The organism is Streptomyces sp. NBC_00440 (genome assembly GCF_036014215.1).
Taxonomy (GTDB): Bacteria; Actinomycetota; Actinomycetes; order Streptomycetales; family Streptomycetaceae; genus Streptomyces.
This window is the reverse complement of the sequence record NZ_CP107921.1, coordinates 1,538,129-1,561,930: the sequence shown is the minus strand read 5'-3', so window position 1 is coordinate 1,561,930 and position 23,802 is coordinate 1,538,129. Positions and strand designations below refer to the sequence as shown.

General features: G+C 72.7%; 25 protein-coding genes, 1 pseudogene and 1 riboswitch. Of the genes and pseudogenes, 11 read left to right on the top strand and 15 right to left on the bottom strand.

Features of this window, described 5'->3' with window-relative positions:
• Positions 1 to 15 precede the first annotated feature (15 nt).
• The 4 genes and pseudogenes from OHB13_RS07035 to OHB13_RS07020 form a co-directional block, all read right to left on the bottom strand.
• Positions 16 to 1,627: pseudogene (locus OHB13_RS07035) on the bottom strand (cobyric acid synthase).
• Entirely contained in the window at positions 1,624 to 2,553 is a 930-nt protein-coding gene (locus tag OHB13_RS07030; RefSeq protein ID WP_328376314.1) for a cobalamin biosynthesis protein, read from the bottom strand. The pseudogene OHB13_RS07035 and the gene OHB13_RS07030 overlap by 4 nt, the downstream one beginning before the upstream one ends.
• A gap of 137 nt (positions 2,554 to 2,690) precedes the next feature.
• A riboswitch (adenosylcobalamin (AdoCbl) riboswitch) is annotated at positions 2,691 to 2,765 on the bottom strand.
• Between the two features lie 229 nt (positions 2,766 to 2,994).
• Positions 2,995 to 3,252, bottom strand: a complete 258-nt coding sequence (locus OHB13_RS07025) for a hypothetical protein (RefSeq protein ID WP_266858283.1) — start codon at positions 3,250 to 3,252, stop codon at positions 2,995 to 2,997.
• A 94-nt stretch (positions 3,253 to 3,346) separates the two neighbouring features.
• A complete protein-coding gene (locus OHB13_RS07020) occupies positions 3,347 to 4,600 on the bottom strand; it encodes an inorganic phosphate transporter (RefSeq protein ID WP_328376311.1) in 1,254 nt (417 codons plus the stop codon).
• A gap of 245 nt (positions 4,601 to 4,845) precedes the next feature.
• On the opposite strand from OHB13_RS07020, the gene OHB13_RS07015 reads away from it, so the two are divergent.
• The 3 genes from OHB13_RS07015 (at position 4,846) to OHB13_RS07005 (ending at position 8,205) form a co-directional block, all read left to right on the top strand.
• Positions 4,846 to 5,538 carry a class II aldolase/adducin family protein gene (locus tag OHB13_RS07015; protein ID WP_443062930.1) on the top strand — a complete coding sequence of 231 codons (693 nt, stop codon included), beginning with the start codon at positions 4,846 to 4,848 and terminating at the stop codon, positions 5,536 to 5,538.
• Between the two features lie 72 nt (positions 5,539 to 5,610).
• Positions 5,611 to 6,738: an alpha/beta hydrolase family protein gene (locus tag OHB13_RS07010; protein WP_328376310.1), complete on the top strand. Its 1,128-nt coding sequence runs from the start codon at positions 5,611 to 5,613 to the stop codon at positions 6,736 to 6,738.
• 99 nt (positions 6,739 to 6,837) lie between these two features.
• Positions 6,838 to 8,205, top strand: a complete 1,368-nt coding sequence (locus tag OHB13_RS07005; RefSeq protein ID WP_328376309.1) for a hypothetical protein — start codon at positions 6,838 to 6,840, stop codon at positions 8,203 to 8,205.
• Between the two features lie 57 nt (positions 8,206 to 8,262).
• Here the strand turns inward: OHB13_RS07005 and OHB13_RS07000 are convergent, their stop codons facing one another.
• Positions 8,263 to 8,658: a VOC family protein gene (locus tag OHB13_RS07000; protein ID WP_328376307.1), complete on the bottom strand. Its 396-nt coding sequence runs from the start codon at positions 8,656 to 8,658 to the stop codon at positions 8,263 to 8,265.
• Between the two features lie 204 nt (positions 8,659 to 8,862).
• On the opposite strand from OHB13_RS07000, the gene OHB13_RS06995 reads away from it, so the two are divergent.
• The 3 genes from OHB13_RS06995 to OHB13_RS06985 all read left to right on the top strand — a co-directional run bounded on the left by OHB13_RS06995 (position 8,863) and on the right by OHB13_RS06985 (position 11,953).
• A complete protein-coding gene (locus OHB13_RS06995) occupies positions 8,863 to 10,461 on the top strand; it encodes an ABC-F family ATP-binding cassette domain-containing protein (protein WP_266858292.1) in 1,599 nt (532 codons plus the stop codon).
• A gap of 355 nt (positions 10,462 to 10,816) precedes the next feature.
• A complete protein-coding gene (locus OHB13_RS06990; protein ID WP_006123601.1) occupies positions 10,817 to 11,038 on the top strand; it encodes a helix-turn-helix domain-containing protein in 222 nt (73 codons plus the stop codon).
• Between the two features lie 123 nt (positions 11,039 to 11,161).
• Positions 11,162 to 11,953, top strand: a complete 792-nt coding sequence (locus tag OHB13_RS06985; protein ID WP_328376304.1) for an enoyl-CoA hydratase/isomerase family protein — start codon at positions 11,162 to 11,164, stop codon at positions 11,951 to 11,953.
• A 108-nt stretch (positions 11,954 to 12,061) separates the two neighbouring features.
• On the opposite strand, the gene amaP is transcribed toward OHB13_RS06985, so the two are convergent.
• From amaP to OHB13_RS06960, 5 genes are read right to left on the bottom strand one after another with little or no spacing between them, the layout of a single operon-like run.
• The gene (amaP, locus tag OHB13_RS06980) at positions 12,062 to 12,640 is read right to left on the bottom strand and encodes an alkaline shock response membrane anchor protein AmaP (protein WP_266858296.1); all 579 of its coding nucleotides are present in this window, start codon (positions 12,638 to 12,640) and stop codon (positions 12,062 to 12,064) included.
• Between the two features lie 7 nt (positions 12,641 to 12,647).
• Positions 12,648 to 13,304: a DUF6286 domain-containing protein gene (locus OHB13_RS06975; RefSeq protein ID WP_328376301.1), complete on the bottom strand. Its 657-nt coding sequence runs from the start codon at positions 13,302 to 13,304 to the stop codon at positions 12,648 to 12,650.
• Positions 13,301 to 13,645: an Asp23/Gls24 family envelope stress response protein gene (locus OHB13_RS06970; RefSeq protein WP_266858300.1), complete on the bottom strand. Its 345-nt coding sequence runs from the start codon at positions 13,643 to 13,645 to the stop codon at positions 13,301 to 13,303. Before OHB13_RS06970 ends, OHB13_RS06975 begins: the two co-directional genes overlap by 4 nt.
• The gene (locus OHB13_RS06965; protein ID WP_266858302.1) at positions 13,642 to 13,833 is read right to left on the bottom strand and encodes a hypothetical protein; all 192 of its coding nucleotides are present in this window, start codon (positions 13,831 to 13,833) and stop codon (positions 13,642 to 13,644) included. Before OHB13_RS06965 ends, OHB13_RS06970 begins: the two co-directional genes overlap by 4 nt.
• A gap of 28 nt (positions 13,834 to 13,861) precedes the next feature.
• Positions 13,862 to 14,341 (bottom strand): Asp23/Gls24 family envelope stress response protein, encoded by a 480-nt coding sequence (locus tag OHB13_RS06960; RefSeq protein ID WP_266858304.1) that lies wholly within the window; start codon positions 14,339 to 14,341, stop codon positions 13,862 to 13,864.
• A 92-nt stretch (positions 14,342 to 14,433) separates the two neighbouring features.
• Between OHB13_RS06960 and OHB13_RS06955 the strand changes: the two genes are divergently transcribed.
• Positions 14,434 to 15,153, top strand: a complete 720-nt coding sequence (locus tag OHB13_RS06955) for a hypothetical protein (protein ID WP_328376298.1) — start codon at positions 14,434 to 14,436, stop codon at positions 15,151 to 15,153.
• 95 nt (positions 15,154 to 15,248) lie between these two features.
• On the opposite strand, the gene OHB13_RS06950 is transcribed toward OHB13_RS06955, so the two are convergent.
• The 5 genes from OHB13_RS06950 to OHB13_RS06930 form a co-directional block, all read right to left on the bottom strand.
• Complete coding sequence (locus OHB13_RS06950; protein WP_328376296.1) at positions 15,249 to 16,004, bottom strand: SDR family oxidoreductase; 756 nt, start codon at positions 16,002 to 16,004, stop codon at positions 15,249 to 15,251.
• 4 nt (positions 16,005 to 16,008) lie between these two features.
• Complete coding sequence (locus OHB13_RS06945; protein ID WP_328376294.1) at positions 16,009 to 17,808, bottom strand: glycoside hydrolase family 15 protein; 1,800 nt, start codon at positions 17,806 to 17,808, stop codon at positions 16,009 to 16,011.
• A gap of 30 nt (positions 17,809 to 17,838) precedes the next feature.
• Positions 17,839 to 18,627: an SURF1 family cytochrome oxidase biogenesis protein gene (locus OHB13_RS06940; RefSeq protein WP_266858312.1), complete on the bottom strand. Its 789-nt coding sequence runs from the start codon at positions 18,625 to 18,627 to the stop codon at positions 17,839 to 17,841.
• Between the two features lie 72 nt (positions 18,628 to 18,699).
• Positions 18,700 to 18,933 (bottom strand): hypothetical protein, encoded by a 234-nt coding sequence (locus OHB13_RS06935; protein WP_266858314.1) that lies wholly within the window; start codon positions 18,931 to 18,933, stop codon positions 18,700 to 18,702.
• A gap of 64 nt (positions 18,934 to 18,997) precedes the next feature.
• Positions 18,998 to 19,981: a DEDDh family exonuclease gene (locus OHB13_RS06930; protein WP_266858316.1), complete on the bottom strand. Its 984-nt coding sequence runs from the start codon at positions 19,979 to 19,981 to the stop codon at positions 18,998 to 19,000.
• Between the two features lie 257 nt (positions 19,982 to 20,238).
• Here OHB13_RS06930 and OHB13_RS06925 point away from each other — a divergent pair, with 257 nt between their 5' ends.
• The 4 genes from OHB13_RS06925 to OHB13_RS06910 all read left to right on the top strand — a co-directional run bounded on the left by OHB13_RS06925 (position 20,239) and on the right by OHB13_RS06910 (position 23,800).
• Positions 20,239 to 20,949 carry a VIT1/CCC1 transporter family protein gene (locus OHB13_RS06925; protein ID WP_328376290.1) on the top strand — a complete coding sequence of 237 codons (711 nt, stop codon included), beginning with the start codon at positions 20,239 to 20,241 and terminating at the stop codon, positions 20,947 to 20,949.
• 200 nt (positions 20,950 to 21,149) lie between these two features.
• Positions 21,150 to 22,079: a sterol desaturase family protein gene (locus OHB13_RS06920; RefSeq protein ID WP_328376288.1), complete on the top strand. Its 930-nt coding sequence runs from the start codon at positions 21,150 to 21,152 to the stop codon at positions 22,077 to 22,079.
• Entirely contained in the window at positions 22,076 to 22,741 is a 666-nt protein-coding gene (locus OHB13_RS06915; RefSeq protein WP_328376286.1) for a lysoplasmalogenase, read from the top strand. The genes OHB13_RS06920 and OHB13_RS06915 overlap by 4 nt, the downstream gene beginning before the upstream one ends.
• An 18-nt stretch (positions 22,742 to 22,759) precedes the next feature.
• On the top strand, positions 22,760 to 23,800 hold the full coding sequence (locus OHB13_RS06910) for a zinc-dependent alcohol dehydrogenase family protein (RefSeq protein ID WP_328376284.1): 1,041 nt from the start codon (positions 22,760 to 22,762) through the stop codon (positions 23,798 to 23,800).
• Positions 23,801 to 23,802 lie beyond the last annotated feature (2 nt).

Sequence of the window (23,802 nt, the reverse complement as noted above, 5' to 3'; positions counted from 1 at the left end):
TTCGGGATCACTCCTTCAGATGCTCGGGTGACAGGTTCGATGAGGGGCCGACGGGCGAATGGGGCGACGGGCCGCCGGGCCCACGGCTGACGGGGCGTCCGCGGGCGCGCCCCGGCCGCTCTCATGGCGCTCCGGGTGGGACGAAGGGGAGTCCGGCCGGCGCGCCCGACTCGATGAGCCCGAGCAGCCCCTCGGTGTCCGCGTGCTCCTCGATGAGGTCGCCGAGCCGGTCGAGCTGCTCCTCGCGGAGCACGCCGAAGCTGGTGTCGGGCGCCGGTACGAAGCGCCGGCCCGCGACGGCGGCAACCTCGCGCAGAAAGGCCCGGCGGAAACCGTCGCTCTCCAGCGAGCCGTGCCAGTGGGTGCCCCACACGGAGCCGGTGCGGCAGCCGTCGAGGAACGGGGAGCCGCCCAGCACCTCGGCGACCCCGTGGTGGATCTCGTACCCCTCGACCGGCTCCCCGAGGGCCTCGCCGACGGGCCGCGCCAGGGTCTTCTCCACCTCGAACCGCACCCGGACGGGCAGCAGTCCGAGCCCGTCGACGGCCCCGGCGCGCGATTCGACCGTGTCGTCGATGTGCTCGCCGAGCAGCTGGAAACCACCGCAGATGCCCAGCACCGGACGGCCTTCGGCGGCCCGCCGGGCCAGCGCGTCCGCGAGCCCGCGCTCCCGCAGCCACTCCAGCGCGCGCACCGTGCCGCGCGTCCCCGGCACGATCACCAGGTCCGCGTCGGCCAGCTCCTCCGCGCGGTCCACGAACCGCACCACGACGCCGGGTTCGGCGGCCAGCGCGTCCACATCAGTGAAGTTCGACATCAGCGGCACGGCGCACACGGCGACCCGCAGCACGTCCTGCCCGTAGGGCGCGGACACGGCGGACTCGCGCACCGTGCCGCGCATCGACACCCGCAGCCCGTCCTCCTCGTCGATGCCCAGACCGTGCGCGTACGGCAGGACACCGTAGGTCCGCCGCCCGGTCAGCCCGTACAGCATGTCGAGCCCCGGTTCGAGCAGGGACACATCACCGCGGAACTTGTTGACGAGGTACCCGGCGACGAGCGACTGGTCCTCGGCGCTCAGCAGCGCCGTCGTACCGAAGAACGACGCGAAGACACCGCCCCGGTCGATGTCGCCGACGACGACCACCGGGAAGCGCGCGGCGCGCGCGATGCCCATGTTCACGATGTCGGTCCGCCGCAGATTGATCTCGGCCGGACTGCCCGCCCCCTCGCAGATCACCGCGTCATACGTGCCCCGGAGTTGGGTCAGGCAGTCCGTCACGGTGCCGAGCAGCGCCTCCTGCCGGCCGCCGTGGTAGCCGCGGGCGCTCATCTCGCCCACCGGCTTCCCCATCAGCACGACCTGGCTCGACCGGTCGCTCCCCGGCTTGAGCAGCACCGGGTTCATCAGCGCTGTGGGCTCGACCCGCGCAGCCTGTGCCTGCATCGCCTGGGCCCGCCCGATCTCCGCCCCCTCGCGGGTGACGAACGAATTGAGCGACATGTTCTGCGCCTTGAAGGGCGCGACCTTCACACCCCGGCGCACCAGCCACCGGCAGATACCGGCCGTGACCACGCTCTTCCCGGCGTCCGACGTGGTTCCGGCCACCAGCAGCCCGCCACTCATCCGCGTACCTTCCTCACCACGAGAGCTGTCGCGAGCGCCAGCAGGGACACCCGGCGCGACAGCCGCACCGCGCGTTCGATGTCGCCGACGGCCACCGGCCGGCCGCCGCCGTTGAGCACCGCCCGGTGCTCGACCCGGCCGGCGTACGCGAGGGTGCCGCCGAGCCGTACGCCCAGCGCGCCCGCGAACGACGCCTCCACCGGGCCCGCGTTGGGGCTCGGGTGGCGGCCCGCGTCCGACCGCCAGGCCCGTACCGCGCCGCGCGGGTCCCCGCCCGCGAGCACCGCCAGTACGGCGGTGAGCCGGGCGCCCGGCCGGCCCGCCAGATCGTCGAGCCGGGCGGAGGCCCAGCCGTACCGCAGATACCGGGGCGACCGGTGGCCCACCATCGCGTCCAGGGTGTTCACCGCCCGGAACCCGACGAGCCCCGGCACCCCGGCCAGGGCGCCCCAGACCAGCGCGCCCACCACCGCGTCGGAGGTGTTCTCGGCCACGGACTCCACGACGGCCCGCGCGATCTGCTGCGCGTCGAGCGCCTGCGGATCGCGTCCGCACAGATGCGGCAGCCGCTCCCTGGCCGCCTCGACATCACCTGCCGCCAGCGCGTCGCCCACCGCGCGGGCCTCACGCCCCAGCGAGGTGCCGCCGACGACGGCCCAGGTGGCGGCGGCGGTCAGTGCGACGCCCGCGGCGGGACGGCCGCGTACGGCACGCCCGGCCAGCACGGCGGCGCCCACCGCGCCCCCGGCGCAGACCATGGTGTGCAGCGCGCCCCACCCGCGGTGGTCACGCCAGAGCCGGCGCTCCACGGCGGCGGCGGCCCGCCCGAAGGCGGCGACGGGGTGCCCGCGCCGGGGGTCGGCGAAGATGAGGTCTGCCAGGAGGCCCGTGGTGGCGCCGTACACGAAGACACGCTCTCCACGCATGGGGTCAGCAGGCCAGTTCGCCCGGGACCCTCACTGCGGTCGTACTCGGAGCATCGGGCGGTTCGGGCAGCAGGCGGCCGCGCATGGCGTAGTCCTCACTCAGGGTGTCCGCGCCCTGGTTCGACGTGACCGGCGGTGAGAGTTCCTGGCTCCCGGGGGCGACCCCGGTGACAGTGGCGGGACCGCGCCGGATTCGCACCGGACTTCCTCTCCTGCCGCCGTATTGGCCCCGGAAGTCCACCACGGTCGGCGAACACCCGTCAACTCACCCTTGACCTGCGACGGGGCAGTGTGCCGAGCCCCACACGGGCCACCCGGACGGCCGTACGGGCCACTCGCCCGGCAGGCCGCGCACACGGGCAGCCCGCCCGGTGGCCGGTGGCGGCGGCCGGGCGGGCGGAGTGACGCTGTCGCGGGGAGTGGTGGGGGAGGAGCGGGCCGTCAGGCGACGATCAGATAGATCCCGTACGCCACGGCCGCCGCGCAGAGCGCGAAGCAGGCGTACGAGCCGGCCCGCGCGGCCGGGCCCCTGCCCGTACCGGCAGGAGTCGCGGCGGCGGGTGCGGTGGCGGTGCCCGGCTCCGGCACGGGCTTCCGCGCCAGGCCCACCACGCCGAGGGTGAACAGGCCGACCAGTCCGACGGTGGCCACGAGGCTGACGCCGAAGACGGTGCCGAGAGCTGCCCAGTCGATGTCCATGGTGCGGTGTCCTTCTCCTTCAGACCGTGTTCGGACGGACCGTGTTCTCAGGGTTCTCAGGGTTCTCAGGGTTCTGAGGGTGCTCAGGCCGTGTTCAGACCGTGGCGGGCCGGGTGGGCTCCGGTGCGGCGCCGCCCGGTGCGGGGATGGTGGTCCGGAGACCGTCGGAGACCGCTCCGGCCGGCGGCGGGGCGACAGCCGCGATGGCGGTGGTCACCACCCCGGCGGGCTCGTCGGACGCGGCGGGTTCGTCGGGGGTGACGCTGTGCTGGCCGACCGGTTGGCGGCGGGAGAGCGACCAGATGACACCGGAGCCCGCGACCAGCAGGACGGCGACGGCGCCGATGCCCCAGGGGCCGCGGCCGGTCAGATACTCGGCGCCCGCGCCGACGACCGCGGCGGCGGGCAGGGTCAGACACCAGGCGACGGCCATCCGGGTCGCGGTGGACCAGCGGACCACCCCGCCCTTGCGGCCGACGCCCGCGCCCATCACGGCCCCCGAGCAGACCTGCGTGGTGGAGAGCGAGAAGCCGAGGTGCGAGGAGGCCAGGATCACGGTCGCGGCACCGGTCTGGGCGGCGAAGCCCTGCTGCGGCCTGAGCTCGGTGAGCCCCTTGCCCATGGTCTTGATGATGCGCCAGCCGCCCAGGTACGTACCGAGTGCGATGGCGGTGCCCGCGGAGACGATGACCCACAGGGGCGGGTTCGAACCGGGGGCGATGACGTTGCCGGTGACCAGGGCGAGGGTGATGACACCCATGGTCTTCTGCGCGTCGTTGGTGCCGTGAGCGAGCGAGACCAGGCCGGCGGAGGCGATCTGGCCGGCCCGGTAGCCCTTGGCGGTGGACTTCTCGTCCGTACGGCGCCCGATCCGGTACGTCAGCCTGGTGGCCAGCAGCGCGGCGACACCGGCGACGACCGGCGCGGCGACCGCGGGGAGCAGGACCTTGGTGATGACGACATCGCCGTTGACACCCGACGAGCCGACCGACATCAGCGTGGCTCCGATGAGCCCGCCGAAGAGTGCGTGGGAGGAACTGGACGGCAGGCCGAGCAGCCAGGTCAGCAGATTCCAGAGGATGGCACCGACGAGTGCCGCGAAGATCACTTCTGTGGTGATGCCCTGTTCATTGATGATCCCGCCGGAGATCGTCTTGGCGACCTCGACGGACAGGAATGCCCCGACAAGGTTGAGCACGGCGGACATGGCCACCGCGGTCTTCGGTTTGAGAGCGCCGGTCGAGATGGTCGTCGCCATCGCGTTGGCCGTGTCGTGGAAACCGTTCGTGAAGTCGAACACGAGAGCGGTAATGATCACGATCCCAAGGAGCAGGGTCAAGTGTTCCATTTACCTGGGCAATCGTTCGAGGTCATTGACGAGATGAACGTAGGCAACCCGGGTGAACGGAAGATGAACTGAGCCGGGCGCTGTGGTGACCCTGCCCGGAGGCGCCTGTTCCGCTCACTGCCGGCGCTGCCTCTGCCCGCTGCCGCGGTGGCGTACCGGGGCGCACGGACGGCTGGCATCATCGCGTGGACGGGCCGCCCGTGCGCCCGAAGCGCAGATGTGGCAGAGGGGCAGAAGGGGCAGATGTGGCAGGGGCAGATGTGACGGGGGAGACAGCAGTGGCACCGGAGGAGACCGATCCGCTTGCGAGGGCCTGGCACGAACTCGTCGCCACCGCCCGCAGGACCGCGTCCGAGGGGCTGGTCGTCGGCACATCGGGCAATGTCTCCGTACGCTGCGGCGACCTCGTCCTGGTCACCCCCAGCGGAGTGCCGTACGAGAAGCTCGGCCCCGGCGACACCGTCGCCGTCGACCTGGACGGCCACCAGGTGCTCGGCGAGCTGAAACCGACCAGCGAACTGCCCCTGCACCTGGCCGTCCACCGCGCCACCACCGCCACCGCCGTGGTCCACACCCACGCGGTGTACGCGACGGCGGTCTCCACCCTGGTCCCGGAGCTGCCCGCGGTCCACTACATGGCCGCCGCGCTGGGCGGCCCGGTGCGCGTCGCCCCGTACGCGCTCTACGGAAGCGACGAGCTGGCCGCGAACATGCTCACCGCTCTCACGGACCGCTCCGGCTGCCTCCTGCAGAACCACGGCACAGTCACCTACGGCAGCTCGCTCGACCAGGCCTACGACCGCACCGCCCAGCTGGAGTGGATGTGCCGCCTCTGGCTCACCGCGTCCGCGCTGCCCGGCCGCACCCCCTCCCTGCTGTCGCCCGGACAACTGGCCGAGGCCACCGAGAAGCTGCGGGGGTACGGCCAGCCCGGCTGAGTCCTCGCAGGTCCGGCCCCCGTTTGCCCCGGCCGGCTGGCAGCCGGGCCCGCCCCCGCCGACACTGGAGGGGTGCGCCCGGCAACCGCGACGGCAACGGCCGTCACCACTCTGATCGGCGTCGGCGCGGCCGCGGCAGCGGCCGGCCGGCTCGCCGCCGACGCCGCGCTCAAGGCGCCGCACGGCCGGGCCCTGCCCGCCGAACCCCGGCTCTCCGTACACGCCACGGCCCCCGGCCGGGTCACCCTCACCCGGTGCCTGGCCTCGCTGCGCCCCGGTGTGTACGGGCTGGAGGGCCCGGGTGTCCACGCGGTCGTCGGGCCGGTGATCGACGGCGGTTCCGCGACCGCCGACACCGTCGTGCGCCGTCTCGACCGGGTCACCTACGGCACGCTCGCCCCCGGCACCAAGGCCCGGCTCACCCCCCAGGTGTACGTGGGCGACCCGCGCTCCGCGCTCGGCATCGACCACGCCGACGTGGACATCCCCGCTGAACTCGGCGCCTGCCCGGCCTGGTTCGTGCCCGGCCCCCGTCCCACCTGGGTGATCACGGTGCACGGCCTGGGGACCGGCAGGGAGCAGCCCATGAACGTCCTGGGCTTCCTGCACCGCCAGCAGTTCGCGGTCCTCGACATCTCCTACCGGGGGGACACCGGCGCCCCCGCGAACCCGGACGGTCTGGGACATCTCGGCGCGTCCGAGTGGCGCGACCTGGACGCGGCCATCCGCTACGCCGTCCGCTACGGCGCGGAGCGCGTCGTCCTGCACGGCTGGTCCACCGGCGCCGCCATGGCCCTGCACGCCGCGGTGGGCTCGGGGATGCGCGACCGCATCAGCGGCCTGATCCTCGACTCCCCGGTCCTCGACTGGGAGGCCACCCTCGGCGCGCTGGCCGCCGCCCGGCGCACCCCCGCCTTCCTGCTGCCGCTCGCGGTACGGGCGGCCCAGGGGCGTACCGGCACCAACGGCGACCGGCTGCGCGCCGCCGCCGACCCCCGGCTGCTGACCGTGCCCACGCTGGTCTTCCACGGCCCCGACGACCGGGTGGCCTCCTGGCGGCGCTCCGTCGAATTCGCCGCGGGCAAGCCGTCGTTGGTGGACCTGCGGACCGTGACCGGCGCCCCGCACGGCGCCATGTGGAACGCGGATCCCGACGGCTACGAAGAGGCCATGCGGCGCTTCCTGACCCCGCTGATGTAGCGGTCCGGGCCCGCCGGCCCGCTTCCGTACCCCCTGCGTCAACCTGTAGCGAGGGGTTCCGTTTGGGCTTTCGGCCTGTCAGAGGCAAGACTGCTCCCCGTGACGTCCCGTAACCCGCGCGACTCCAGACTCCGCCTCGTCCGCCCCCGACCTCTGGTCACGGCCCGCCGTGTCGTGAGCAACCGGCCCATCCGCCCCGCCCCGCGCCCGCCCGCCGGTACCCCGGCCCCGGCGGAGCTGGCCCGCCAGGCCAGGACGGTGCTCGCCGACGCCGTCCGGATCGCCCGCTGGACCGGGGACGCCCGGCCGGTGCGGGGCGGGGCACTCACCGCCCCCGTCGCCGAACACGCCGCGCACACCCTCTCGTTGACCCCGGAAGCGGTCCGCGCGGGCTGGGACCGCGCCCGGCTCGCCGGACTCGTCGAACTGCACGGGGACATCGCCCGCCCCGGGTGGCGGCTGCGCGCCTGGGACGGTGACGACAGCGCGGTGCTGCGCGGCTGGGTCGCCCTCTTCGACGCCTGGTCGATCGTCCATCCGGCCGCCGCCGATGTCCCGGTCACCGCGGTGGCCGAGGTCGTCGAGGCCGTACCGCAGGTGCTCTCGCTGCTTCAGCTCTCCGCGGGGCCGGTGACCGTGCCGGCCCTGCTCGACCTGCTCCAGCAGCGCGTCGCCGAACTGCACGAGGAACGCTGCGAGGTCCCCTACGGCCCGCAGCCGCAGCCCGAGCCCCCGATGGCGGCGGGCACGCTCGCCGCGCTGCTCGACTGGGCGCTGCGGGGCCTGGCGGCGGTCGGCGCCCTGACGCTGGCGCCCGGCCAGGCGACGCTGACGCCGCTCGGCAACTGGGCGGTCTGGGTCAAGCTGGAGCAGATCTGTGTCGCGGCGCAGAGCCCGGCCGGCAACATCGAGCAGCGCGCCGACGCCATGCTGCGCGGCTGTGCGGGACTGACACCCGGCCCGGCGCGGGCCGAGTACCGCGCCTGGCTGGCCGCCCGCACCGTGGGCAGCGCCGTCAGCGAGCTGCTCGGGGTGGCCCGGGGCGAGGACGCGCTGCTGCGCGGTCTCGCCTTCGAGGCACTGCGGGTGGTCGGCGCTCCCGCGGAAGCGGCGGTACGGGGCGCGGCCGCCGAGACCTCGCTCCGTCCGTACGCGGTGCTCTGGCTGGCCGAGTACGAGGGTGCCGACCCCGAGGACGCCCACGACGCGCTCACCCGTGAAGAGGCGACCTGGCTCTGGGTGGACACCGCCGCGGCCGTCGCCGACCACGGAGAGAGCACCCTGCTGGTCCGCCACCTGGAATCGGCGGTGCAGGGCACCGTGCCCGCCCTGCTCGAAGAGGTCCGGGCGGTGGGGCACCCGCGCACCGTGCAGGTGCTGGTGGCGCTGGCCGCCGCGCACCCCGATCCGGCCCTGGCCAAGGCGGTCCGCCGGGCCGCGTTCCAGGTGCACACCGGGGGAGTCTGAGCGTCCGGGCGGCCGGCGCCTTCCGTTCGGATCGGGCCCGAGATGTGCCGGGAGGGCTCAGAGCGCGCCTTCCGGCGCATAGGTGCCGAAGCTCCAGATGTTCCCCTCGGGGTCGCGCGCCAGGTAGTCGCGGGAGCCGTAGTCCTGGTCGGTCGGCGGCATCAGGATCTCCACCCCGTGCTCCACGGCCCGCCGGTGGTGGGCGTCGGTGTCCTCGATGACGACGTAGACGCCCACCGGACCGCCCTTCGCCATCGCCTGGGCGAAGACCCCTTTCCGGCCCCGGGTGCCGAGCATCACCATGCCGTCGCCGTAGGCCAGCTCGGCGTGCGCGACCGCGCCGCTCTCGTCCTCGTAGACAGCGACCTCGGTGAAGCCGAAGGCGTCCTTGAGCAGCCGGATGGCCGCCTTGGCGTCGTCGTACAGCAGCGTCGGACTGATGGTGGCAACCATCCCGGACACCCTTCCCGCTGAGTTCGATCTTCCGATTTGTCCCTCTTGCGTGTGGCGCGGTCCCAGTCTGGCACCGGGCCCCGGCAGAGTGCCCGCGCGGCACCGTTAGACTGAGCCGCATGGCATTTCTCCTTGTGCATTAGCCGGCGTCGAAGCAACCCTCCGCCTGCCCTTCCGCCGTCCATACCGCCCTGGAGTTTTTCCGTGATCACCGCTTCCGGCATCGAGCTGCGCGCCGGCGCCCGCATCCTCATCGAGTCCGCCTCCTTCCGTATCGCCAAGGGCGACCGCATCGGCCTCGTCGGCCGCAACGGCGCGGGCAAGACCACACTCACCAAGTGCCTCGCGGGCGAGGGCGCCCCCGCCGGGGGCACCATCACCCGCTCCGGCGAGGTCGGCTACCTCCCGCAGGACCCGCGCACCGGCGACCTCGACGTCCTCGCCAGCGACCGCATCCTCTCCGCCCGTGACCTCGACTCCGTGCTGCGCAAGATGCGGGAGAACGAGGAGCGCATGGCGCACGGCCAGGGTGCGACCCGCGAGAAGGCGATGAAGAAGTACGAGCGCCTGGAGACGGAGTTCCTCACCAAGGGCGGCTACGCGGCCGAGGCCGAGGCGGCTACGATCGCCGCCGCCCTCGGGCTGCCCGACCGGGTGCTCGGCCAGCCGCTCCATACGCTCTCCGGCGGTCAGCGCCGCCGGGTCGAGCTGGCCAGGATCCTCTTCTCGGACGCCGACACCCTGCTCCTCGACGAGCCCACCAACCACCTCGACGCCGACTCCATCGTCTGGCTGCGCGAGTACCTGAAGAACTACCGCGGCGGCTTCATCGTGATCTCCCACGATGAAGAGCTGGTCAAGACGGTGGTCAACAAGGTCTTCTATCTGGACGCCAACCGCACCCAGATCGATGTCTACAACATGGGGTGGAAGCTCTACCAGCAGCAGCGCGAGGCCGACGAGAAGCGCCGCAAGCGCGAGCGCCAGAACGCCGAGAAGAAGGCCGCGTCCCTCAACTCGCAGGCCGACAAGATGCGCGCCAAGGCGACCAAGACCGTCGCCGCGCAGAACATGGCCAAGCGCGCGGACCGGCTGCTCGCCGGTCTCGAAGCCGTACGGGTGTCCGACAAGGTCGCCAAGCTGCGCTTCCCCGACCCCGCGCCCTGCGGCAGAACCCCGCTGATGGCGGAGGGCCTGTCCAAGTCGTACGGCTCGCTGGAGATCTTCACCGATGTCGACCTCGCGGTCGACAAGGGCTCCCGCGTCGTCATCCTCGGCCTCAACGGTGCGGGCAAGACCACGCTGCTGAAGCTGCTGGCCGGCGCCGAGAAGCCCGACACCGGCGAGGTCATCGAGGGTCACGGCCTGAAGATGGGGTACTACGCCCAGGAGCACGAGACGCTGGACCCCGAGCGCTCGGTGCTGGAGAACATGCGCTCCGCCGCACCCGATCTCGATCTGGTCCAGGTCCGCAAGACGCTCGGCTCGTTCCTCTTCTCGGGCGACGACGTCGACAAGCCGGCCGGGGTCCTCTCCGGCGGTGAGAAGACCCGGCTGGCGCTGGCCACCCTCGTCGTCTCGTCGGCCAACGTGCTCCTGCTCGACGAGCCCACCAACAACCTCGACCCGGCCAGCCGCGAGGAGATCCTCGGAGCCCTCCGCACCTACAAGGGCGCGGTCATCCTCGTCACCCACGACGAGGGCGCGGTGCACGCGCTGGAGCCGGAGCGGATCATCCTGCTGCCCGACGGCGTCGAGGACCTGTGGGGTCCGGACTACGCGGATCTGGTGGCACTGGCCTGATCCGGCGCCCGGTCCGTCGCCTGATCCACTTCGGATGGATCATTCGGCTCACAGGTGATCCTTCATCTGAGTGAGCCGCTCTCGTACCCCGGCGCGCCCCACGCCTGCTGCCCGCCCGGCGGGCGTCATACGGGTCCGTACCGTGCTCCTTCCATCAGACCGCCGCTGACCAGCGCCTTCGCGCTCAGCGGCGGTCTTCTGTGCGTCCTGCCGGGGCCGGAATGCCGGGATCCGGTCCGCGGAGTGAGCCGGGACACAGAAATCCCTGTCGCACAGACCTTGCCGAATGGGTGGCCAGGACGGCCGGGAGGGGTGATCATGAGAGTCCAGAGCGCACTTCCTTGAGGAGGCACGGGTGGCCGAGACTCTGAAGAAGGGCAGCCGGGTTACCGGCGCCGCGCGTGACAAGCTCGCGGCAGACCTGAAGAAGAAATACGACTCCGGTGCGAGCATCCGGGCACTGGCCGAAGAGACCGGCCGCTCCTACGGATTCGTCCACCGGATGCTCAGCGAGTCCGGTGTGACGCTGCGAGGACGCGGCGGAGCAACGCGAGGCAAGAAGGCCGCATCGGCCTGACAGGGCTGTGGCCCTGGGTTCTGGGGTTCACCGGTTCACCACGGTGCCACCCGGTCGGCCGGAGGGCCGGCAGGGTGGTTACTGTGCAGTCACTTACCTGTCTGCACAGAACCGGAGACCCCCATGACCTCGTTCGACTACGTGCTCGACAAGGACGGCGTACGGCTGACCGTCGAGGACGCGGTTGCCACGGTGACGCTGGCCAACCCCGCGAAGCGCAACGCCCAGTCTCCCGCTCTGTGGCGGGCGTTGACAGAAGCGGGACGGTCACTGCCGGGCAGTGTCCGCGTCGTGGTGCTGCGCGGTGAGGGCAAGTCCTTCTCCGCGGGCCTGGACCGGCAGGCGTTCACGCCTGAGGGTTTCGACGGTGAGCCGTCCTTCCTCGATCTGGCACGCGGTGATGACGCCACGCTCGACGCGGCCATCGCCGAGTACCAGGAGGCGTTCACCTGGTGGCGCCGCACCGACCTGATCACCATCGCCGCCGTACAGGGCCACGCGATCGGTGCCGGGTTCCAGCTCGCCCTCGCCTGCGACCTGCGGGTCGTCGCCGACGACGTGCAGTTCGCCATGCGCGAGACCAGCCTCGGGCTCGTCCCCGACCTCACCGGCACGTATCCGCTGGTGGGGCTCGTCGGCTATGCCCGGGCGCTGGAGATCTGCGCCACCGGCCGCTTCGTGCACGCCGACGAAGCCGTCCGTACGGGGCTGGCCAATCTGGCCGTCCCCGCCGACGAACTCGACGGAACGGTCACCGACCTGGCGGCCGCCCTGCTCGCCGCCCCCCGCGATGCGGTCATCGAGACCAAGGCACTGCTGCTCGGGGCACCGGACCGTACGTACGAGGAGCAGCGCACAGCCGAGCGCGCCGGACAGGCCCGCAGGCTGCGTGACCTGGCGGGACTGTCCGACTGACGGTCCGGCTCCCTGTCCGGCCGGCGGCCCGGCCGACTGTCCGCGCGCCTGTCCGGCCGACTGTCCGTGCGGCGCCCCCGTCTTCCCCCAGGCCACCCGGCTCTTCCCTCAGGCCACCCGGCGCGCGCGGTGCTTCACCGGGCGCAGCTGGACCTCGGCGGGAAGCTCGGCCAGCCCGGCCGACTCGCGGGCGTGCGCCAGGGCCCCGGTGGTGAGGTCCGAGAGCGCGGACACCGGCTCCGCGTGCGGCGCGAGCGCCATACCGATCCGGGCCGCGGGGGAGGTGCGCCGGCCGGTCAGCCGGACCACCGCACGGTCGACGCCGTGCAGCGACTCGGCCTCGGCCGCCAGCGCGTTCTCCAGTGCCCGGCCCCTGAGCCGCGCGCCGTCCCCGTCGCCGCTGTCGACCAGCACCTCGGAGAGACGCGAGCGGCGCAGCTGGGCGAGCAGCCACCACAGCGCGAGCAGCACGATGACGGCGAACACCGCGATGACCACCGGCCACCACCAGCTGTCGCCGCGCCACTTGGTGCGGCGCGCCGTGCTGAGCAGGACGTCGTGCGGCCCGCTCCAGGGCCACCACGAGGGTACGGAGAGGTGCAGCCCCGCCGCCAGCACCGCCCCGCCAAGGGCGAGCAGTACGAGTCCGGCGAGGGTGAGCAGCACCCGGTTGACCGTCTTCAGCATCGAGGCGTCACCCCTTCTTGGCCGGACGGCTGACGTGTACGGAGAGCCGCGGCCGCGACGCGAGCCCCAGGCCGTTGATCCCCGTCGCCATCGCGCTGTCCAGGTCGGCCCGTACGTCGTCGAGTTCGCGGAAGTGCGAGCGGGCGCGCACTCTGACCTTGGAGCGCTTCATCCGGATGCGCACGGACTGCACACCGGGCACCTCCATGGCCCGGTCCCGCAGCACCAGCGCCGCCGCTTCCCGTTCGAGCGCTGCCTTGATCTGCGGGCTGTCGCGCCGCATCGTCAGCAGCGAGCGCAGGCCCGGGGTGAGCGACAGGATGATCAGCCAGAGGCCGATGGCCATCACGACACCGGCGCAGACCTTGATCCAGATGCTGTCCAGGGGGCGCGTCGCCAGATCGTCGGCGACCACACGGCGCCAGTGCATCGCGGGCCGCCCGGCCCGGACCGCCGACACGTCGTACAGCAGCACGCCGGCCGCCGCGAGCACCACGAGCGCGAGCAGCGCCGCCGGTGTCCTGCGCCCCGACCAGAATCGCCTCGCCCGGCCACCCGACCCGGGCACCGGTGCGTACGCCGTGGCGGAGCCGGGACCGCTGGGCTCGGCCGGGGTCTTCTCCATGACGGGAAGCCGCCGCGTGCTGTCGTCCGCCTCGTTCATCGGGCCCTCCCCCGGTCGGAGCCGCGGGTCTGCTCGGAGTGCAGCTGCTCGACCTGCACCGCCACCTCGGGCACCTCCATGCCCGCCAGCGACTCGACCCGCTGGGCCACCCGGCGGCGGACCGCACCGCACTGGGCGCCGATGTCGGACGGATAGCCGAGATCCAGACTGACCCGCACCCGCGCACGGGAGTCCTGCACGGTGACCGTGGCGTGCGGGGCCGTTCCGCCGGCGGGCACCGTGCCGATCGCCTCACGCGCCGCCTGCGCCGCGATCTTCGACACGACCCGGTCGGCGATGCGGGTCGAACCGCGTTCCGCGGGCGCCACCTGAGCGGTCATCGCCGCCCGTCGCCGTGGTCGCGGCCGCGGAAGAAGTCACCGGCTTCGAGGTCGCCGTCGGCGAACTTGCCCGCCACGAAGCCGATCGCACCGAGTGCGGCCACCAGAAGAAAGGCTCCGAAGCCGCCGAAGTAGCCGGCGAAGCCAAGTGCCATACCGACCAACAGGCCGACCACAGCCATACTCATCGTGCGCTCCTAAGCCGAAGGTACGGGGTTACTGAAGTCGGGACTCCGGCTCTTCGTCGTCTTCCTCGTCGGGCAGCTTCACATCGCTGACCGCGATATTGACCTCGACGACCTCAAGTCCCGTCATGCGCTCCACGGCCGAGATGACGTTCTCCCGCACATCGCGTGCGACCTCCGAGATCGACACGCCGTACTCGACGACGATCTCCAGATCGAGAGCCGTCTGGACCTCACCGACCTCGGCCTTCACCCCGCGCGACACGGACTTGGTGCCGCCGCCGGGCACCCGGTCGCGCACCGCACCGAACGTACGGGAGATCCCGCTGCCCATCGCGTGCACGCCGGGCACGTCGCGCGCCGCGAGACCGGCGATCTTCTCGACCACGCCGTCCGCGATGGTGGTACGGCCGCGGGATCCGGGGGCGCCGCCGCCGCGCTTGGTCACATCGGGCCTGGCGGGCCCCTTGCCAGAGGTGTCGGACTGGTTCTGCTGCGGGGTCTCACTCATCGCCGTACGTCCTCTCCGAGCGGTAGCCGATTCTGTGCCCACCGTAGGTGCGCTTTCCCGGTTCCGCGCCGGGAATGCGGCAGGGTGGAGGTATGACGGGTGACGGATCGCGGGTGCAGGACGGGTGGGCGCAGGCCGTCCGCAGCAGGCTCGGCCTCGGCAGGCTGCTGCCGCTCGGCGGCGCGCGGGACGGGGCCTGGATCGCCGAGGATGCGGCCGCCGCCGTGCTGCGGCGCGCTGCCGGCGGGGTGCCTGGGGTCGCCCTCGGGAAGCTGAGGATTGCCCCGGCCGAGACCGGTGGGACGGCCCGCTCGGCGGTTCCGGCCCCGCCGAGCGCCCTGCCGCCCGGGCCGCTGCGGGTCGAGGCGGAGGCCGAAGCGGCGGCCGGGGGAGAGTCACTGCCGGCGGCCGTCGAGCGGCTGCGGGACGCGCTGTTCGGGGCCTGCGCCGATGCGCTGGGGCTCGAAGTGGCCGAGGTGGACGTACGGGTGACGGGGCTGCTGGACGCCCCGTCGGACCCGTCGGCGCCGGGCGGGCCGAACCCGCCGCCGGTCGTTGGGCCGGACAGGGGAGCCGCTGCTGTACGGGGCCCCGAGGCGGAGGCGGCCGCCGCCGTTCCCGGCGTCGCCCGTCTGACCGGTGTCCTCGGGGACGCCGTGCACCGCACCGACCACCACGTCCGGGTGGAGCTCGCGGTGGCCGCCGGGCGGCGGGCCCTCGATGTGGCGGGGGCGGTGCGGTCGGCGGTGGCCGCGGCGGCCGGTGCGGACCGGTCGGTCGCCGTGCTGGTCACGGCGGTGGAACTGCCCTGACCCGGCCCCTGTTCAGGACCGGGCCGCCCGGCTGCGTAACCGGCCGGGGCCGCCCGGCTGCGCAGCCGGACCGTGCACGGCGGGTGCCGTGCGGGTCAGAATCCGCGCCGGGAACCGCCGTCGACCGGCAGCATGACCCCGGTGAGGTACGAGGCCCCCGGCGACAGCACGAACGCGGCGGCCCTGCCGAACTCCTCCGGCCGCCCGTAGCGCCGCAGCGGAATCCCCGCCTCGCTCCTCGTGCGCGCCGCCTCCGGGTCACCGCCGAGCGTGTCGAGGTGCCGCACCCGGTCCGTGTCGATGCGGCCTGGCAGCAGCCCGACCACCCGGATCCCGCGCGGACCCACCTCGTCGGCGAGCGACTTGGCGAAACCGGCCAGACCGGGGCGGAGCCCGTTGGAGATCGTCAGGCCGCCGATGGGCTCGTGCACCGAGCCGGAGAGCACCAGGCCGATCACGCCGCCGTCGGACAGCTCGGCCGCGGCGGTGCGGGCGAGCCGCACCGCGCCCAGGAAGACGGCCTCGAAGGCCGTCCGCCACTGTTCGTCGGTGTTGTCGGCCGCGGAGCCTGCGGCCGGGCCGCCGACGCTGATCAGGATGCCGTCGAAGCGGCCGAAGTGCTCCCGCGCGGTGGCGATCAGCCGCTCGGCGACCGCGGGGTCGCTGTTGTCGGCCGCCACCCCGATCACACCGGGACCGAGCTCGGCCGCCGCCGCTCGCGCCGTATCCGCGTCGCGCCCGGTGATGATCACCTTCGCCCCGTCGGCCGCCAGCTCACGTGCGGAGGCGAACCCCAGCCCCCTGGTGGCCCCGGTGACGACGTAGACGCGGTCCTTCAGTCCAAGATCCATGGCTCTATCCTGCATCCTCCTCGGGCGCCCCCAGCGCGCGGGCCAGCCCGAGAGCGGTGTTCACCAGGCCGATGTGGCTGAACGCCTGCGGGAAGTTGCCGAGTTGGCGCCCGGCCACCGGGTCGTACTCCTCGGCCAGCAGTCCGACGTCGTTGCGGAGCGACAGCAGCTTTTCGAGGAGCGCCTCGGCCTCCTTGACCCGCCCGGTCAGCCGCAGCGCGTCGGCCAGCCAGAACGAGCAGACCAGGAACGTCCCCTCGCCGCCCGGCAGGCCGTCCACCGCCGGCCCCGCCATGCTGTAGCGGCGCACCAGGCCGTCGTGGCACAGCTCCCGGCGTACGGCGTCGACCGTACCGATCACCCGCGGATCGTCCGGCGGCAGGAAGCCGACCTGGGGGATGAGCAGCGTCGCCGCGTCCAGATCGGAGCAGCCGTACGACTGGGTGAAGGTGTTGCGCTCCTTGTCGAAGCCCTTCTCGCACACCTCCTGGTGCACCTCGTCGCGCATCCGCCGCCACCGCTCCACGTCCCCGTGCAGCTTCGGCTCGGCCTCCAGGGTGCGTACGGCGCGGTCGGCGGCCACCCACGCCATCACCTTCGAGTGCACGAAGTGGCGGCGCGGCCCGCGTACTTCCCACAGGCCCTCGTCCGGCTCGCGCCAGCGCGACTCCAGGAAGCCGAGCAGGGCCAGCTGGAGCCTCCAGGCGTGCGGCTCATCGGCAAGACCCGACGTACGGGCCAGATAGAGCGAGTCGATGACCTCGCCGTACACGTCGAGCTGAAGCTGGGTCACGGCTCCGTTCCCGGTGCGCACCGGAGCGGACCCCTCGTGGCCGCGCAGCCACTCCAGCTCCGTCTCGGGCAGCCGCCGCTCGCCCGCGAGCCCGTACATGATCTGCAGATCACCGGGGGCGCCCGCGACCGCGCGCAGCAGCCAGTCGCGCCATGCGGCGGCCTCTTCCAGATAGCCGCAGGCCAGCAGCGCGCCGAGGGTGAGCGTGGAGTCGCGCAGCCAGCAGAACCGGTAGTCCCAGTTGCGTACGCCCCCGATCTCCTCCGGGAGGGAGGTGGTGGGGGCCGCGACGATGCCGCCGGTCGGGGCGAAGGTGAGCGCCTTCAGGCTGATCAGCGAGCGGATCACGGCCTCGCGGTAGGGGCCCTGGTACCGGCAGCGCGCCGACCACTCGTGCCAGTCCTCCAGGGCGTCGGCCAGTGCCTCGTGCGGGTCCACCAGCGGAGGGCGCGGTTCCTCCGAGGGGTGCCAGGTGAGCACGAACGCCACCTTCTCGCCCGCGGCGACCGTGAACGACGAGCAGGTGGAGAACTGGTGGCCCCAGGTCCGCACCTCCGGCTCGCTGCGCAGCCACACCGAGTCCGGGCCCGCCACCGCGACCCGGTGCCCGTCCGAGCGGCGCATCCACGGGATGACCGAGCCGTAGTCGAAGCGCAGGCGCAGCGTTCCCGCCATCTCCACCTCGCCGGTGACACCTTCGACGATCCGCATGATGTCCGGGGCGGTGTCACGCTGCGGCATGAAGTCGGTGATTTTGACCGTGCCGGTCGCCGTCTCCCAGACCGATTCCAGGACGAGCGACTCGCCCCGGTAGCTCCGCCTGGTGCAGTTGCCGGCTCCGGCCGGGGCGATGCGCCAGTGGCCGTTCTCGTCGTCGCCGAGCAGCGAGGCGAAGCACGCCGCCGAGTCGAAGCGGGGCAGGCACAGCCAGTCGATGGAGCCGTCCCTGCCGACCAGGGCCGCGGTCTGCAGATCGCCGATGAGGGCGTAGTCCTCGATACGTTGGGTCACGGTGTGCCGTCTTCCCGGGACCGCGCCGGGTTAAGCAGCCGTGGGCACCGGTTCGGGTGTGCTCTCGGAGGCGGCCGCGGCCCGTTCGCGCTTCTCACGGCGTACGAGGACCACGAATCCGATGGGCACTCCGGCGGTGAAGAGCCACCACTGGACGGCGTACGCCATGTGCGGGCCGATGTCCGAGTGCTCGGGTGCCGGGATCAGCTGGGGCGAGTCGCCCTTGGGCGTGGGCGCGGTCTGCTCGATGTAGCCGCCGAGCACCGTCCTGCCCAGCGCCTTCGCCTCTTCGGCGCTGTTGATGAGCATCACCTGGTGGGGCGGCAGCCCCTTCTCGTTCTTGATCCCGCTGGCCCCGGTCGTCTCGTCGGCCATCAGCCGGCCGGCCACCGTGAGCCTGCCCTTGGGAGCGGGCGGGATCTTGGGGAGCGTGAGCTGGCTGCCGTTGTCCGCGACCCAGCCGCGGTTGATGAGTACGGTCTTGCCGTCGTCCAGGACGAAGGGCGTCAGGACGTGGTACCCGACGGTGCCGTCGGCCGAGGTCCTGCGCCGTACGACGACCTCGTCCGCGTTGTCGAAGTGGCCGGTCGCCGTCACCTGGCGCCAGTACTGGTCGTACGGCACGGTGTGCCCGGGGGAGGTGAGGTCTCCGACCGGTACGGGTCTCGACTTGAGGTTCTTGCCGATGAGTGTGTTCTGCGCAACCTTGTGTTCATGGCGGTGCAGTTGCCAGAAGCCCAGCTTGATCATCGTCGGCATCAGGACGATGGAGACAAGGGCGAGAATCACCCACTGCCGTGTCAACAGGAAGCGGTACACGCCTCTGAAGGTACCCGCCCGGCGAAGCCCTCCGGACGGGGGGTCCGGCCGGAGGGACAGAACCGGGCAGAGTCAGACCTTGTCGACGATGCCCTCCTTCCCCTCCGCGCGGGCGCAGTGCCCGCCGCAATACCACACACCGTCGGCCTCCACGCCCTGCCCGATGACCTGGACACGGCAGTGCCCACAGATGGGCGCCATGCGGTGAATGGCGCAGGAGAAGCAGTCGAAGACGTGGACCGCGCCCTGCGCGTGAACCTCGAAGGACATGCCGTAGTCATTTCCGCATACCTCGCAACGTGCCATGCGCCACAGGGTGGGACGCGCGGGCGCCGGCGGGCGAGCGGGCGGTGGGCGAGTCGCCCGCCAATCACCCGTCTGCCGGGGCCGGGGCGACGTCGCGCAGCAGCTGGGTGAAGGCGGCCTCGTCGATGACTGGAGTGCCGAAGGACTTGGCCTTGACCGTCTTGGACGTGGCGGAGTCCGGGTCGTTGGTGACGAGCAGGCTGGTCAGCCGGGAGAGGCTCGTCGCCACATGCAGCCCGGCTTCGGCTGCCCGGTCCTCCAGCAGCTCGCGGTCGACCGATGTGTCACCGGAGAACGCCACCCGCATCCCCTGCGCCAGCGGCTTCCCCGGCTCGTACCGCCCCGGATTCGGGTAGGGGCAGGCGGGCCGCTTCCTGGCCGGGCGCCAGCTGCTCTGCCGGTACGAGGCCTGGTAGCCGACGCGCGGCGCGGCCGGTGCGTCCGACCACTCGGTGAGCGGCCGGCACTCCAGGAGCGGCAGCCGCACCCCGTCCCTGGCCGCCGCGTGCAGACTCGGGCGGAACGCCTCGGCCAGCACCCGGGCGTCGTCGAGCGCGTGGTGGGCGTGCTCCTGTACGACGCCGAAGTGCGCGGCGAGCGACTCCAGCTTGTGGTTGGGCAGCGGCAGGGCGAGCTCCTTGGAGAGCGCGATGGTGCACAGCCGCTGGCGGACCGGAGGGGTGCGCTGCGCGCGGGCGTACTCCCTGGCGATCATCTGCCAGTCGAAGATCGCGTTGTGCGCCACCAGCACGCGCCCGTCGAGCCGTTCGGCGAACTCCGCCGCGATCTCCGGGAAGAGCGGGGCGCCCGCCAGGACATCACTGGTCAGACCGTGGATCCAGACGGGCCCGGGGTCCCGCTCCGGATTCACCAGCGTGTACCAGTGGTCCTCGACATCGCCCCGGGCGTCCAGCCGGTAGACGGCAGCGGAGATTATCCGGTCGTCGCGTGCGAGGCCGGTGGTCTCCACGTCGACGACCGCGTACCCCTGCGGGTACGCGGCCGGCCACGCTGTCGCTGCTGTCTGGCGGTCGTCGAGCATGGTCACAGAGAATACGGGCCCCTACCGACAACACCGCAATCCCGGGGGCGGGCCCGATCGGCGGCCGGCGGCGGCCGGTACCCGAGCCCGGGGCGGCAGCGCACGGCTTCCGTTACGGCGTAACCGATATGACGGGGCATCGGCTCCGACCGGCGCCGCTCCGGCCCCGTGCCCCGGTGACACCGCCCCGGCCGCCCGGCTGGTCCGGGACACCACGGGCGAGGCCGGTGCGGTGCGGGCCGCCCGGATGAGACTCTGGTCCGATGACGGACTCCTCCCACGGCGAACCCCACCACAGCGGCCTCGGAGCGCGCCTCAACTGGCTCCGGGCCGCGGTGCTCGGCGCCAACGACGGTGTCGTGTCGACCGCGGGCATCGTCGTCGGCGTCGCCGGTGCCACCGACTCGCGTACCGCACTGCTCACCGCCGGTCTCTCCGGACTGCTCGCCGGATCGATGTCGATGGCGGCGGGGGAGTACGTCTCCGTGTCCACCCAGCGCGACTCCGAGAAGGCCGCGCTGGCCATGGAGAGGCGCGAACTGCGCGAGACCCCGGACGCCGAACTCGACGAACTGGCGGGGCTCCTGGAGAACAAGGGGCTCTCGGCGGAACTGGCCCGCGAGGCCGCCGTGCAGCTCACGGAGCGGGACGCCCTGCGCGCCCACGCCGAGGTCGAGCTGGGCATCGACCCCGACGACCTCACCAGTCCCTGGCACGCCGCCGGCGCCAGCTTCGCCGCCTTCACCGCCGGTGCGCTGCTGCCGCTGCTGGCCATCGTGCTGCCGCCGGCCCCGGTCCGGTTGTACATCACGGTGCTCTCGGTCCTGGCGGCGCTGGCCATGGCGGGCTGGTGGAGCGCCCGGTCGGGCGCCGCTCCGGTGCGCCCCGCCGTGGCGCGGAACATGGTCGGGGGCGCGCTGGCCATGGCGGTGACCTACGGCGCCGGTGCGCTGCTGGGTGCGGCGGGAGTCTGAGCCGCCGAGCCTGCCCCGGAGTCCGCCCCGAGCCCGCCGGGAGGACGCGGAGGCCGCTCAGGTCCGCTCCGGGACGGCTCAAGGACCGCTCCGGCGGCGCCGATTGGCGGAACTCACCAAAACACGCTGACAGAATGTCTCGCATACTTGTCAGTAACAACATCTAGCCGGGGCCGTTCCGGCGGCCGTACCGTGCTGCCATGCCGAACCTGCCCGATGTCGTGCTGTGGTCCATACCGGCGTTCGTCCTGCTCACCGTCGTGGAGATGGCGAGCTACCGGTTCCATCCCGACGAGGACTCCGCGGGGTACGAGACCAGGGATGCCGTCACCAGCATCGGTATGGGTCTCGGCAGCCTGGTCTTCGACTTCCTGTGGAAGATCCCGATCGTCGCGATCTACACCGCCGTCTACGAACTGACCCCGCTGCGCGTCCCCGTCCTGTGGTGGACCGTCCCCCTGATGCTGCTCGGCCAGGACTTCTTCTACTACTGGTCGCACCGCGGCCACCATGTCGTCCGCATCCTGTGGGCCTGCCACGTCGTGCACCACTCCAGCCGCAAGTTCAACCTCACGACCGCGCTGCGCCAGCCCTGGACGTCGCTGACCGTCTGGCCGTTCTACGTCCCGCTGATCGCCATCGGCGTGCATCCGGCCGCGCTCGCCTTCTGCTCGTCGGCCAACCTCGTCTACCAGTTCTGGGTGCACACCGAGCGGGTCGGCAAGCTGCCGCGTCCCTTCGAGTACCTGCTCAACACGCCCTCCCACCACCGGGTGCACCACGCCTCCCAGGGCGGCTACCTGGACCGCAACTTCGGCGGGATCCTCATCGTCTGGGACCGGCTGTTCGGGTCCTTCACCCCGGAGACCGTGCGGCCCGTCTTCGGGCTGACCAAGAACATCGAGACCTACAACCCGCTGCGGGTCGCGACCCACGAGTACGCGGCGATCGCCCGGGACCTGCGGGCCGCGGAGAGCTGGCGCGAACGGGCGGGGCGGGTCTTCGGCGGACCGGGCTGGCAGCCGGCGCCGGTGACGGGGGCCGCCGCCCCGCAGCCGGTGGAACCCGCCGCCGCTGCCCCCGCCGCCGCTCCCGCCGTCCGGGAGACCCCCTCCGAGCGGATCGCGTGACGCGGGAGCGGGCCGCGCGGCTGCTGCTGTTCGCCTACGCGCTCGCCGCCCTGACCGACCTCTCCGCGCTCCTCGTGCACGGGCACACCGCCCAGACCCTCCACGCCGTCGCCAAACCGCTGCTGATGCCGCTGCTCGCGGCCCAGGTGTACGCGCGGGGCGCGCCCCGGCTGCTGATCGCGGCGCTGCTGTTCGGCTGGGGCGGCGACACCCTGCTCCTGATCGACGCGGACCCGGCCTTCCTCACCGGGATGGCGCTGTTCGCCGCCGGGCACGTCTGCTACCTGGTGCTCTTCGGCCGCGGCCGGACGAACCCGTACCTCGGGGCGGGCTACGCGGTCGCGCTGGCCGCCACGGCCGCCGTGCTGCTGCCCGCCCTCCCGGCCGGGCTGCGGATCCCGGTGGCGGGCTACTCGCTGCTGCTCACCGCCATGGCGTACCGGGCGAGCGGACTCGGCCTGCGGGCCGGGCTGGGCGGGGCGCTCTTCCTGGTCTCCGACACGCTGATCGCCACGGGCATCGCGGACCTGCCGCAGCCGCCCGTACCCGGTTTCTGGGTCATGGCGACCTATCTGGCGGCCCAGTCCCTGCTGGCCTCCGGGGTGCTCCGGTCCTGGGGTGCGCCGGCTCCCGGGTACGGTGGCAGTCGTACATCTGTCTGATCAGCAAGGATTTGTCCCATGCGCGCCACCGTCATCCACGCCCCTCACGACATCCGCGTGGAAGAGGTGCCGGACCCCGCGATCCAGCACCCCACCGACGTCGTCGTCCGCGTCCTGCGGTCCTGCATCTGCGGCAGCGACCTCTGGGCCTACCGGGGGGTGGCCGCGCGCGTCCCGGGGCAGCGCATCGGCCACGAGTTCCTCGGCACCGTCGAGTCGGCCGGCGCCGACGTACGGGGCTTCGCCACCGGTGACCTCGTCGTCGCGCCCTTCGTCTGGTCCGACGGCGCCTGCGAGTACTGCGCCGAAGGGCTGACCACCTCCTGCCCGCAGGGCGGGTTCTGGGGCTCGGTCGGCGCCGACGGCGGCCAGGGCGAAGCGGTCAGGGTGCCCTTCGCCGACGCCACACTCGTCAAGCTCCCGGCCGCCGCCGCGTCCGACGACCGGTTGCTCACCGGGCTGCTCGCGCTCTCCGACGTCATGGGCACCGGCCACCACGCCGCCCTCGGCGCGGGGGTGCGGCCGGGCAGCACCGTCGCCGTCGTCGGTGACGGAGCGGTCGGGCTCTGCGGCGTACTGGCCGCCAGGCGGCTCGGCGCCGAGCGCATCATCGCGCTCGGCCGGCACCGGGCCCGCACGGACATCGCCCGGACCTTCGGCGCCACGGACATCGTCGCGGTCCGCGGCGACGAGGCCGTCGCCGCGGTGCGCGAGCTGACCGGCGGCCAGGGCGCGCACGCGGTGATCGAGGCCGTCGGCACCGAGCAGTCGATGGCCACCGCCGTCGCCGTCACCCGCGACGGCGGAGCCATCGGGTACGTCGGTGTCCCGCACGGCAGCGGCACGGGTCTGAGCCTCAGCGACATGTTCAACCGCAACATCGCCCTGCGTGGCGGTGTCGCGCCGGTCCGCACCTACATCCCCGAGCTGCTCCCCGACGTACTGGACGGCACGATCGACCCGTCACCGGTCTTCGACCGGACCGTCGGCCTGGACGAGGTGCCGGAGGGCTACCGGGCGATGGACGAGCGCACCGCGCTCAAGGTGCTGGTGAAGTAGGC